This window comes from Bradyrhizobium sp. CCBAU 45389, from assembly GCF_028128625.1.
Taxonomy (GTDB): domain Bacteria; phylum Pseudomonadota; class Alphaproteobacteria; order Rhizobiales; family Xanthobacteraceae; genus Bradyrhizobium; species Bradyrhizobium liaoningense_B.
In genome coordinates, this window is record NZ_LBIY01000083.1 from 75159 (window position 1) to 88428 (window position 13270).

The 13270-nt window shown below is 64.6% G+C and carries 4 protein-coding genes; 2 read left to right on the forward strand and 2 right to left on the reverse strand.

The genetic code is table 11. The features are described from left to right. Window positions 1-22 precede the first annotated feature (22 nt). Complete coding sequence (locus XH79_RS14180; RefSeq protein WP_212342322.1) at window positions 23-754, reverse strand: transglutaminase-like cysteine peptidase; 732 nt, start codon at window positions 752-754, stop codon at window positions 23-25. 619 nt (window positions 755-1373) lie between these two features. Here XH79_RS14180 and XH79_RS14185 point away from each other — a divergent pair. Next, window positions 1374-9011 carry a FecR domain-containing protein gene (locus tag XH79_RS14185; RefSeq protein WP_271582070.1) on the forward strand — a complete coding sequence of 2546 codons (7638 nt, stop codon included), beginning with the start codon at window positions 1374-1376 and terminating at the stop codon, window positions 9009-9011. Window positions 9012-9135: 124 nt separating this feature from the next. Next, window positions 9136-11367 carry a CHASE2 domain-containing protein gene (locus XH79_RS14190; protein ID WP_271582071.1) on the forward strand — a complete coding sequence of 744 codons (2232 nt, stop codon included), beginning with the start codon at window positions 9136-9138 and terminating at the stop codon, window positions 11365-11367. Window positions 11368-11637: 270 nt separating this feature from the next. Here the strand turns inward: XH79_RS14190 and XH79_RS14195 are convergent, their stop codons facing one another. Then, window positions 11638-13233, reverse strand: coding sequence for an ABC transporter substrate-binding protein (locus XH79_RS14195; RefSeq protein WP_212342319.1), 1596 nt, complete (start codon window positions 13231-13233; stop codon window positions 11638-11640). Window positions 13234-13270 lie beyond the last annotated feature (37 nt).

Here is a 13270-nt window from a genome sequence, read left to right on the forward strand (position 1 = left end):
CTCCATCCGGGCTACAAAAGGATCAATGCGCCTCGGCGGGCGCCATCGACAGCCGCACCGGCTCGTCGACATATTTCATCACGGCCGACTGGTAGAGCACGAACAACGGCTGGTAGCCGCGCACAACGTCGTCCTCGACCATCGCCATGCGGCGGTTGTCGAGCATCAGCCAGTGGCCGTCCAGCTTTGCGGCCACGACCGCATGCTCTTCGCCGACGCGGGTGTCGCGCACCACGACGATGCGGAGGTCTTCGGTGGCGACGCCCGCAAGCCGCAGCGCGGCCAGCTTGGCGATGGCATAGTCCTCGCAATCGCCGGCGCCGCGCGCGAAGGTCGCAAGCGGCGAGCTCCAGACGTCGTCGGCGCCGTCATTGGCGGCGTGGATGGCGAGATTGATGGCGCGGTTGGTCTCGCCCAGTCGGGCGCGGCCGTCGCGGGCACGGGCCTGGTCGACGATGGCGAGCAGCTTGAGGGCCGCGGGCGACGCGCAATTGTCGCGGTCGCCGTCGCACAGCGCGAGCTGCACCATGTCGTCGTCGAGCCTGGACTTCAGCGCGGACCATTTCTGCTGGAGGCCGCCCGACGAGATGGCGAAAGCGAACACGCCGAACGGCTCGGCGGATTTGCGCACGAGCATGCCGGCACCCGGCGACAGCAGTGTGCCGGCGCGAAGCTCGGCGGCCGACCCGAACAGGACCAGTCCGCACAGGACTAGGATTGCGCGCCAGGCGCGCGAGCGAGCAGCGGTCTCCATCTGACATCCCCTTCCGGCTTCGCCCAGGTCTCTCTCGACCTCGACGTGCCGGCTTTGTTGCTTTCGCGGAGATAGTGCGAGAGGGGCCGTTTTGTTCTGCTTAACGCGCCCGGCAGGGGTCCCAAAACCGTGGGACAGGCTGAAACAAGCCCGCCCAAATTGCGTAAAATTTTACGAATCGGCAGCTAGGAAATGTCCGGCGACGGCGAAATGCAGCCGATTGCAAGTTAGGGTTGTGGGGCTGGCGATTCTGCGTCCTATGGCTAACGAGCCCGCGATTTCACGGGGTCTGTTAGTTAGGTCACAGATTTAGACCCGTATTTGCCGCAGGATGCCGCGGGGAACCCCGAAGAAAAGATGACATGAGTATCTGCTGTCCAATCTATACAGCGGGTTACTTTGGATGCTTGGAAATGTCCGCAAAAAAGCCGAATTCGACTTCAGAATACTGCCAGTATTACCTCGGTTCCTTGCTGGAACCGTAGTTTCCCAAGCGTTCGCAGGGCCAAGTGATGCGAAATCACACAAGCAATAGATGGTTTCGCTAAGGACTTGGTAATGCTAAGCAAGCTTAGGCGGTCGATACTTTCATAATTATTAACCCTTTTATGGTGCCCCGTTGAATTACGCTGGCAAATTTGACGCCGCGATTCCCTTCCACGGCGAGGGTTCCCACTCGCCCGCCTATGTCCACGTCGATTCCTTTACCGCCAAGGCGCACGGTCATGTGCCCGCCGGGGCTGTCGTTGTTCCCGACCCGAACCTGATCTTCAACGGCGACTTCAAGCGCTCAGGTCTCGACCTCGTGCTGTCCCATGAGGGGCGGGACTTCGTCGTTCACGATTATTTTAGGGGTGAGAAGCGTGCCGCACTCGCCTCGTCCGATGGCGCCCACCTCACCGGCGACGTCGTCAACGCGCTGACGGGGCACGTCCAGGTTGCCCAGGCCGCGCCGGGCACTGCTGCGGCCCAGGTCATCGGCCACGTCACAAAGCTCTCCGGCAGCGCGACCGCGATCCGCAACGGCGTTTCGGTCATCCTCAACAACGGCGACAATGTCGAAAAGGGCGACGTGGTGTCGACCGGCGCGGATTCGACGCTCGGCATCACCTTCATCGACGGCACCGTGTTCGGTCTGTCCTCCAATGCGCGGATGGTGCTGAACGAGATGGTCTACGACCCCAACGGGTCGAACAACTCCTCGCTGCTGAGCCTGGTCGCAGGCACCATCACCTTCGTCGCCGGCGAAACCGCCAAGCACGGCGACATGAAGGTCGACACGCCGGTCGCGACCATGGGCATCCGCGGCACCGCGGTGCTGACCCAGATCAACTTCGTCGTTCCCGCCGGCGGCGGCGACCCGCAGCCGCAGGCGAGCTTCCAGGTGCTGGTCGAGCCGAACGGCGCCACGGGCTCCTACATCCTGTTCGACAAGATCACGCTGCTGCCGATCGCGACGGTCAACCAGGCCGGCCAGATGATCCAGATCAGCGGCGGCAACGTCTCGATCAGCAACGCGCTGATGTCGCCGGACGTGCAGAAGCTGATCACGGACGTGTTCACGCTGAAGTTCACCGACAACAACAGCAACACCAAGCTGACGAACTTCACCGACACGATCACGCCGACCACTCAGGATGTCGTGTTCAAGTCGGGGTCGGGCGACGTCGCGATCGCGACCTTCACGAACCTCAATCGCGCGGGATCGGAGGAGTCGGGCGGATCCACGTCGACCGCGACCCGTATTCCCGGCCAGCCACTGGCGCGGAGCCTCGATCTCAGCGGCAATGTGAACACGGCGTTCTCGCTGAGCGAGCGTGCGGGCACGACCGGCGACACCACGCATTCCGACACGATCTCCGGCCGGATCACCTTCGTCGATCAGAATCTCGGCGACCGGCCGACGGTGAGCATAAGCCTCGCCGAGGCGCCGAACTACGTCTACAAGAACGCCGGCCAGCAGGACGTCACCGGCTCGCTCAGCGCTCTCCAGAAGCAGGACATCGCGGCAACGCTGATCGATATCAGCGTGGTCCCCGCCGGCGGCAACAACAACAACGGCTCGGCGGTCTGGACCTACACGATCCCCGACAACGTCTTCGATTTCCTCGCGGCCGGCGAAACGCTGACGCTGACCTACATGGTCCGCGTCGACACCAATTTCCTGGTCAACCCAGAATCCGCGTTCATCCCGATCACCATCACGATCACGGGCACCAACGACAAGCCGGTGATCACCAGCAGCGTTCCGACCATCACTTTCGAAGGCGGCACCAGCGTGCCGGGCGGCCCGCTTATCAGCGATGAGGCGACCTCGGGCACGCTGAACTTCAACGACGTCGATCTGACCGACACGCATACCGTGTCGGTGGCGCTGACCAGTGCGACGCTGCCTGATGGCAGCACCGTTCCGCCGGGCCCGCTCGCGGCATTCCAGAGCGCGATGTCGGTTGCGATCGTGTCGGGGGCCGACAGCACCGGCGATGGCACCGGCACCATCAACTGGTCGCTGGCCGACCTTCCGGTCTACCTCGCCGATTTCATTCCGAAGGGCGAGGTGCTGACGCTGGTCTACACCGTGACGGTCACGGACGCGCAAGGCGCGACCGCGCAACAGACCATCACCGTCACGATCACCGGCACCGATGCGCCCGCCGTGGTGTGGATCGCGACCGAGAAGCCCGGCGCTCCCTCCGGCGGCTTCTGGAAAGACGCCGCGAACTGGGCGACCGGCACCGTCCCGACCATCGACGACGACGTCATCGTCATCACCGACCAATTGCACGGCCTGACGCCGTCTTTCCCGGCCACGATCGACGCGCCGGCCTATGCCAAGTCGATCACGATGAATGATTTCGGCGGTCCGCCGCCGCAGCTGATCAACCAGAGCTCGCTGACCATCGCGGGCTCGCTCGACATGCGCGCGGACTCGATCTTCACCAACGCCGCGACCGGCACGGCGTCGGTCGGCGGCCTGGCCGAGATCCTGGACACCAGCGTATTGACCAATGCCGGGCACCTGACGCTCAAGGCCGGCGGCGATTTCGCCGTCGGCACCACGATCACCAATTCCGGCACGCTCGAAGTATTCGGCGGCACGCTGAAGACGTTGGCCGAGATCCACAATGCCGGCGGCACGCTGAAGACCGATGCCGGCGCGACGCTGATCGTCGATGGCACGACGGTCGACGGCGGCACCGTCACCATTCTCGGCACGCTGGAGCTCGACGGCGTCAGCCTGATCGAGAACGGCACGCTGAACAATTCCGGCACGGTCAACGTCAAGGGCTTCGCCGAGTTCGCCGGCGAGACCGTGGACAACACGTCGAGCGGTGTGATCGAGGTGCTGGCAAATGGCTGGCTGACGATCCATCAGGGGTCCGGCGTCACCAATGCCGGCCAGATCACCATCGACTCCTCCGGCAGGCTGGTCGTCAACAACGCAACGATCGGCGGAGCCGGTGAGGTGATCGGCACCCTGAACGGCGAGGACGAGGGTGGCCCGATCTTCAACGCCGGTCTCCAGGGCGCCGGCACGATCACCAACAATGGTGAGATCGATCTCACCGGCGACGCCGTCCTGAGCTGCGGCATCCTGAACAACAACGCCCTCTTCAACGTCAGCGGCACCGGCAATGCGCTGAGCGACGAGACCGTCACCAATGCCGGCCTCATCGAGGTGCTGGCTGGCGGTGCGCTGGTGATCGATCAGGGCTCGACGGTCGACAATTCGAGCGGCAACGTCGTCGTCGACGGCAATGCTGCGCTGACGCTCGACGACGCCACGATCAGCGGCGGCGCGATCAAGGGTGCGGGCACGATCGACGTCACCGGCGCCAGCCGCATCGACGGCGGGGCGATGCTCAGCATCAGCACGGTCACCGTTGACGCCGGGCTGACGCTGGACGGCATCACGGTATCCGGCACCGATATCACCGACAATTCCGGCGTCGCGCTCGGCGGCACCGTCAAGCTCAAGGACGGCGCCAGGATCCAGGGCGGCGCGGTCACCAACCTCGGCACGCTGGAAATCGCCGGCGCCGCGACGCTGCTCAACGATGTCGTGACCAACACCGGCACGATCGCAGTCGACGGCGGCCAGACGCTGACGCTGTCCGGGACGGAGATTTCCGGCGGCGCCGTCAGCGGCAGCGGCACGATCGACGTCACCGTTGCCAGCAAGATCGACGGCGGCGCCACGCTGAGCACGAGCGCCGTCATTGCCCACGCCAAGCTGACGCTGGACGGCGTCACGGTGTCAGGGACTGATATCACCGACATTGCCGGCGTTGAGCTCGACAATCTCGTCAAGCTCAAGGGTGGAGCCCGCATCCAGGGCGGCGCGGTCACCAACACCGGCACGCTGGAGATCGCCGGCACCGCGACGCTGCTCAACGACGTCGTGACCAACACCGGCACGGTGAAGATCGACGGCGGCCAGACGCTCGATCTCGTCGGTACGGTCATCGACGGCGGCACGGTGACGATTGCGGGAACGCTGGACTCGACCGGCACCAGCGCGATCGACAATGCCGATATCACCAACACCGGTACGATCACCGTCACCGGCGGCACGCTGACGATCGATCCGGCCACGATCCACGCCATCACCAATCAGGGCCTGATCGAGGCGGTGACCGGCGGCACGCTGAAGCTGACGGCCGCCACCATCACCAATACCGGTGGCACGATCTCGGTTGACGGCGCATCGAAGCTCTATCTGACCGGTGTGTCGATCAACGGCGGCAACCTAAGCAATGCCGGCAATCTCTACAGCGTCTCGGGTGCCAACACGATCACGGCCGGCGTCACCAACACCGGCGGCACCATCGAAGTTCAGGCCGGCACGCTCAACCTTGCCGGCGGCATCACCGGCGCCGGCGCCCTGATCATCGCCGACGGCGCGACGCTCGAGCTCGGCGGCGCTGATGCGCAAACTGTCACCTTCGCCGGCGGCACCGGCACGCTGCAGCTCGACAAGGTCGCCGGCCAGAGTTTCACCGGGACCATCACGGGCGAGGCGGCGGCCGACGGCACAATCACCGTCACCGGCGATGCCGACATCGCGGCGTCGATTGGCGACGCGCTCGACGTCTCGGTGTCGAAGGGGACGCATGCCGGCGTCGCGCTCACGCTGAGCGGCACGCTCACGGGCGCGAGCAACGGCATTGACGTCACCCAGAACGGTGCCGGCGACGTCTCGCTGACCGCGACCGGCGACATCACCGGCTCCGCCGGCCACGGCATCTGGCTGAGCGACGGGTCGACCGGTACCGGCAACATCACGGTCAACGATCTCGCCGGAAAGGCGACCGGCACCGGGGCCGATTCGGCCGGCGTCCGCGTCGAGAACTCGAATGCCGCCAATGGCGGCGACATCTCGATCACCCAGCTTGGCGGCGCCGTCGGCGGTGCCTACGGCATCGATGCCCTCACCTGGGGCAGCGGCGACATCACCATCGACGCCGGCGGGACCATCACCGGTAGCTCGATCTACGGCATCCGGTCGCGCAGCTACGGCACCGGCAGCCAGACCGTCACGACCGAGGCCGGCAGCGTTCTCACCTCGGGCAGCTCCGGCATCGTGGCGGTCAATTTCGCGGCCGCGATCGACGACGATGTCGGCAGCACGATCTCGGTCGAAGCGCACGGCACGATCCATTCCGGCTCGGCGCTGAACAACGACCTGACCACGCCGGGCGCGATCATCGCCGGCTACAAGCCCGGCGGCAACGGGACCTTCTCGAACGCGGTCTACGGCGACGTCCTCGTCACGAGCGATGCGACGATCACCGCGGATGCCGGCTACGGCATCGAGGCGTTCACCTGGGGCGTCGGCGACATCACCGTCACGACCGGCGCGACCTCGCAGATCACCGCCGCAGGTACCGCGATCGCCGCTTTCGATCACGGCGGCGGCGACGTGACCGTTACCAACAATGGCTCCGCCAGCGGCGCCGTCGGTCTGTCGGCGTTGGCGGCGGGCGCGGGCGATGTCACCATCGTCAATCACGGCAGCATCACCGGCACGAGCTCTGCCGGCATCAGGGTCACGCAGAACGACGCGGATGAGCTGGGCGATCCGGTCGCGTCCGGCTCGACGCATATCACCAACACCGGCTCGATCGTGGGCGCGACAGGCCATGCCGCGATCTTCATCCAGGAAAACGCCACCGGCTCGGCGACGATCGACAATTCCGGCACGATCGGGCCGGCCGCCGCCTCGAGCGTGACCGCGGCGACCTACGCGATCGTCGAGACCGGCGGCGCCGTCACCATCAACAATAGCGGCCATATCAACGGCAACATCTCGGTCGCGAGCGCGACCTTCAACAACCTGGCGACTGGCATCTGGACGGTGTCCGGAACGAGCGTCTTCGGCAACGTGTCCTCGATCGTCAACGGCGGCGAGATCGATCTGCTCAACGGCGCCTCGATTTCCGTGGCCGGCCTCGGCATCACCAATACGAACGAGATCGAAAGCTGGGGCACGGCGTCGATCACGGGCACCATCACCAACAACCACTCCATCGAGGTCCACACCGGCACGCTGACGCTGTTCGGCTCGCTGTCCGGCTCCGGCTCGGTCACGATCGATGCCGGCGCGACGCTCGAGATCAAGAACGCGGTGGCGCAAACCATCAGCTTCGCGGGTGACGGTGCCGAACTCGAGATCGACACCGCGACCTTCGGCGGCTCGATCGCCGGCTTCGCCGCCAACGAGAAGATCGACCTGTCGACCATCACCTGGGACAGCGGGACCGCGGCCGTCTACGACTCCGCGACCGGCAATCTCGTCGTGAGCGATGCGTACGGCCACAGCATCTCGCTGAAGCTGATCGGCGACTACAGCGACACGCATTTCATCACCAGCAGCGACGGCGCCGGCGGCACCATCGTCGAGATCGCTCCGGTCGATGAATGGACCAATCCGGCCGGCGGCGACTGGAACACGGCGTCGAACTGGAGCCTGGGCGTGCCGGCGGCCAGCTACGACGTGAAGCTGCTCGCCGGGGGCGAACCTATCACCGTCGACAGCGCGACCAACGTCACGATCCATGACCTGACCGTCGCTTCCGGCGTGACGCTGCTGACCGAGCCCGGCACCGTGTTCACCGTGAATGGCGCGGTCGTCCTCGACGGCCTGGTCGAGGCCGGCCCGTTCTCCGGCAACGACGTGTCGACGATCGATATCAAGGGCAACGTCACCGGCACCGGCGCGATCGAGATCTCCAACAAGGCCGTCGTGGAGATCGAGGGCTCGGTTGCGGGCACGCTGGTCAACGGAGAGTTCTCGGGCATAACCGTCTACTACGACAACGGGCTCGGCACCCTGATCCTGGACGATTCCAAGGATTTCCACGGGCTGATCTCGGGGTCTCCGGCCGGAGCCCCGCTCTCGTCCAACAATCTGATCGACCTGAAGGACCTCGCCTGGACGTCCACGATGTCGGCGCAGGCCGACTACAACGCGGATACGAACATCACCACGGTCGGCTTCTACAACGGCACGACCACCGTCACGCTGTTGTTCCTCGGCAGGGACGTGAACTGGCACCTTCAGAGCGACGGTCAAGGCGGTACCACCGTCTATGATCCGCTCGCCGACACGCCCATGACGATCGAGAGCGGCACGGTGCTGAACCTCAGCGAGGCTTCGTCGCAGGACGTGACCTTCGCCAACGACAGCGGGACCACCGGCACGCTCGCGATCGAGCACGCCGCCGATTTCACCGGCACCATCAACGGCTTTGCCGGCGACGGCACCGTCGCCAATTCGGATCTGATCGACCTCAAGGACATTGACTTCGCGCACCTGACCGGGGTGGCCTACACCGAAAACGCCGACCATCTCGGCGGCGTGCTGACGCTGAGCGACGGCGCCGAAACCGCGAACATCAAGTTCGCCGGCAGCTACAGCATCGACAGCTTCGAGTTCGTCAGCGACGGCAACGGCGGCACGCTGGTCGTCGATCCGCCCACGGGACCGACCCTCGTCGGGACTAGCGGACAGGACCAGTTCGCCTTCACGAATTCGACGCTTCCGGTCCAGAGCACGATCGTCGATTTCGAGCTGGGCCAGGACAAGATCGACCTGCGCGAGTTCGCCGGCATCAAGTCCTTCAGCGACATCGTCATCACGCAGCAGGCGGGTGGCGCGCTGGTCACGCTCGACGATCACCAGTCGATCCTGCTGAAGAATCTGGCCGCGGGCAGCCTGCACGCCAGCGATTTCATCGTTGCGAACCACGCCTGACGGGCATTCGCCGGGATCGGCGGCGGCACCCCGTCCGCGGCGGATTCCAGTACCAAAGGCATAGCTGATTGCGTATTGTCGGCCCTGTTACGGCCGAAGGCGGGCTCCGGGAAACTCGACCAGCATGAGACGTCTCAGGATCTTGCGGCGGTGGTTTGCGCAGAAGTTAGGCTTCGCGCGGCTGATGTGCCTTGCGCTGCTGGTCATATTCGCCGGCGCCCGCATCTGGGACCCGCCGCCGATCCAGGAATTGCGGCTGCGCACCTTCGATATGTTTCAATTGATCGATCCGCGCCACAAGACGGTGCGGCCGGTCGCCATCGTCGACATCGACGACAAGAGCCTCGCCAAGCTCGGCCAGTGGCCGTGGCCGCGGACGCGGATCGCCGACCTGATCCAGAACCTCACCAGCAATGGTGCGGTCGCGATCGGCTTCGACGTGGTGTTCTCGGAGCCCGACCGGCTCAACCCGGACCTGGTCGCGGGACAGATGCGCTATCTGGACGATGCCACGCGTGCCAGGCTGCGCGAGCTGCCGACCAACGACCAGATCCTCTCCGACGCGATCAGGCGCTCGCGCGTGGTGCTGGGCGAGACCGGACAGAGCGCGATCTCGTCGGAGCTCGACAAGTCGCTTCCGTTCACCGGTGTCGCCACGGTCGGCGAGGAAAACGCTGAACGCTTCCTGTTCGAATTCCCGGGTCTCCTGCGCAACGTGCCCGTGATCGAGAAGGTCGCGGCCGGCCGCGGCCTGTTCACGATCAGGACCGAGCGCGACGGCCTGATCCGCCGCGTGCCGATGATCATGCGCGCCCAGGGCAACATCATGCCCTCGCTCAGCCTGGAGATCCTGCGGGTCATCACCAGCACGCCGACGCTGCTGGTCCGGACCGACAAATCCGGCGTGCGCGCCATCCGCCTCAAGGGCATGGAGATTCCGACCGACCGGAACGGCCAGCTCTGGGTGCACTATGCCCCTCATGACCCCTCGATCTACGTCTCCGCGGCCGACGTGCTCGACAACACGGTGTCGCCGAGCAAAATCGCCGGCAAGCTCGTGCTCGTCGGCACCTCCGCGGTCGGCCTGAACGACATCAAGACCACGCCGGTCTCCCGGGCCATGCCGGGTGTCGAGATCCACGCCCAGGTGCTGGAGAGCGTGCTGAGCCGCGCGGTGATCTCCCAGCCGAACTATGCGCTCGGTATCGAGCTGCTCGCCGCGCTGTTCATCGGCCTGCTCGTCATCATCTTCACGCCGAATCTCGGTCCTGTCCGCCTCGTGCTGGCAGGGGCGATGTTCGCCGCGATCCTGGTCGGCACGTCCTGGTTCTACTATTCGCAGCACCGCCAACTCATCGATTTCACCTATCCGCTGCTCTCGACCACCGCGATCTACCTGACCCTGATCTTCGGAAGCTTCGTGCGCGAGCAGCGCCAGCGCGTGCAGATCCGCGGCATGTTCGCGCAATACATGTCGCCGGTGCTGGTCGAGCAACTGGCGCAGTCGCCGGAAAAGCTCGTGCTCGGCGGCGAGGAGCGCGAGATGACGATCATGTTCTCCGACGTGCGCGGCTTCACCACGATCTCGGAGAGCTACAAGCACGATCCGCAGGGGCTGATCGCGCTGATGAACCGCTTCCTGACGCCGCTGACCGACGTCATCATCGAGCGGAAGGGCTACATCGACAAATACATGGGCGACGCCATCATGGCGTTCTGGAACGCGCCGCTCGACGATGCCGAGCACGAGGTCAACGCCTGCGAAGCCGCGATCCAGATGCTCGAGAAGATCGACGAGGTGAACAAGGAGCGCGAGGAGGACGCCGCCGACGGCGGCCACGTCTACATCCCGCTCAATGTCGGCATCGGCCTCAACACCGGCATCGGCGTGGTCGGCAACATGGGCTCCGACCTCAAGAAGAACTATTCGGTGCTCGGCGACAGCGTGAACCTGGCCTCGCGCCTGGAAGGGCAGACCAAGGAATACGGCTTCCCGATCATCGTCGGCTCCAGGACGGCGCTCGCCGCCAAGGACAAGTTCGCGATCCTCGAGCTCGATTTCATCATGGTCAAGGGCAAGACCGAGCCGGAGGTGATCTACGCCATCGCCGGCCGCGAGGACGTGATGCATTCGGCCGCCTTCCAGCGCCTGCGCAACATCACCATCGAGATGCTCGGCTGCTACCGCAACCGCGACTGGCAGGGCGCAATGAATGCGATCGAGCGTGGCCGCCGCAGCGAAGACGCCGACACGCTGGAAAAGCTGTTCAAGCTCTACGAAGCGAGGATCAAGGAATTCCAGCTCAATCCGCCGCCGGAGGACTGGACCGGGGCGTATGCGCTGCTGACGAAGTAGCGGATGTGTGATTTGTAGGGTGGGTTAGCCAAGCGATCGCGCGAAGCGCAATCGATTGGCGTAACCCACCACTTCCGTTTCTGCGGACGCGAACAGTGGTGGGTTACGCCTTCGGCTAACCCACCCTACGATTACTGCTGACGAAGTGGCGTGCCACAGCTCCCGCAGGGTGGGCAAAGGCGCGAAGCGCCGTGCCCACGTCTTTCTCTCATCGCATCATGGTGGGCACGCTTCGCTTTGCCCACCCTACGACAGCGCGTTCGCCGCCCTTCACTCCACCCCGATCGTCGTCAGGTCCTGGAACCAGTGTTGCGCCTGTACGAATTGCTTGATCTTCGGCGACAGCGCATGCGGGTTGGTGTCGTGGACGACCCAGACCAGCACGGCATCGTCGACGATCAGCGCATGCGCCTGCGCCAGCAGCTCGTCCTGCTTGGCGCTGTCGAAGGTCTGCTTGGCCTCGTCGATCAGCGCGTCGACTTTCGGGTTCTTGTAGCCGCCCCAATTGACGCCGACAGGCGCGATCTGGCCGGAGTGGAAGAAGCGGACGATGGCGTAGAGCGGGTCTGAGGTGACATAGGCGATGTTGTTGGCGGTGATGCCGGCGTTCATCTCGTCGGCGGCACCCTTGCGCCAATGCGTGTAGAGCGTCTCGAGCTCGACCACCTTGAAGTCGATGTCGATGCCGATCTCTTTGAAACTCTGTTGCAGGAATTCGTTCATCGGCAGCGACAGCATCTGGCCGGTGCCGCCCTGTGCGATGATGAACGTGGTCTTCAGCGGCTTTGCTTTCGAATAGCCCGCTTCCTCCACCAGCTTCTTGGCGGCGGCGAGGTCATATTTCAGCTCGAAGCTGGGCTTGCCGAACCACGGGCTCGACGGGTCGACCTGGCCCTTGGCGGGCTTGGCGAGGCCGTTCATCAGCCCGACGACTTCGTCGCGGTTGATCGCGAGGTTCAGCGCCTTGCGCAGGCGGATGTCGGTCCAGGGCGAGCCGGGCAGCACGCTCAGGTGATAATTCCAGACATGCGGGGTGACGTTGTCGACCAGCTTCATGCCGGCCGCTTTCAGCTGCGGCACGGCATCCGGCGCCGGCGTCTCGATCAGGTCCACTTGGCCGGCGAGCAGCGCGTTGGTGCGCGTGAGCGCTTCCGGCATCGGCACCAGCACGATCTTGTCGACCTTGGGAATGCGCTTCTTGTTCCAGTAGTCCGGATTCTTGCTGAGCTCGGCGAGCTCGCGCGGCACCAGCTTTGTCAGCTTGAACGGGCCGGTACCGGAGGGCTGGCTCGCGAACTTGTCCCAGTCCTTGCCGAGCTTTTCATATTGCGCCGGGCTCGACACCAGGAACCACAGCATTTGATAAGGGAAGAAGGAATCGACGGTCTTGGTCGTGATCTCCACCGTGAAGTCGTCGATCCTGGCATAGCTGGCGACGGAGGGAAGGCGCGTCTTCACCTGCGCGCTCTGCCGCTTGTCGAATTGCGGCGCCTTGTCGTTGAGCACCTTGTCCAGATTCCAGATCACCGCATCGGCGTTGAACTCGCTGCCATCGTGAAACTTGACGCCCTTGCGAAGCGTGAAGCGCCATTTGGTCTTGTCGGCATCGTCCACTTTCCATTCGGTGGCGAGACCCGGCACCAGCTTGCCGGGGCGATCGGCGACGTCCATCTCCCAGGCCACCAGCGGATCGTAGATTGTGTAGGCCGTGAACTGATAGGCGCCGGCGCCGCGATCGGGCTGGCCCGTCGTCAGCGGAATGTCCGCCATCGAGATGCCGTAGCGCACCACCGTTTCGGCGCGCGCCGAGATTACGGAAGCTGCCAGCGCGAGCACGGCAAGACAGGTCGATAGACGAATACGCATGGCCCAAAACTCCCAGGAGATTTCGAGGCCAAACTTG

What these genes read in the sequence shown, in the direction of transcription:
- XH79_RS14180 (WP_212342322.1), bottom strand. Translation starts at nt 754, where the DNA reads ATGGAGACCGCTGCTCGCTCGCGCGCCTGGCGCGCAATCCTAGTCCTG.
- XH79_RS14190 (WP_271582071.1), top strand. Translation starts at nt 9,136, where the DNA reads ATGAGACGTCTCAGGATCTTGCGGCGGTGGTTTGCGCAGAAGTTAGGC.
- XH79_RS14195 (WP_212342319.1), bottom strand. Translation starts at nt 13,233, where the DNA reads ATGCGTATTCGTCTATCGACCTGTCTTGCCGTGCTCGCGCTGGCAGCT.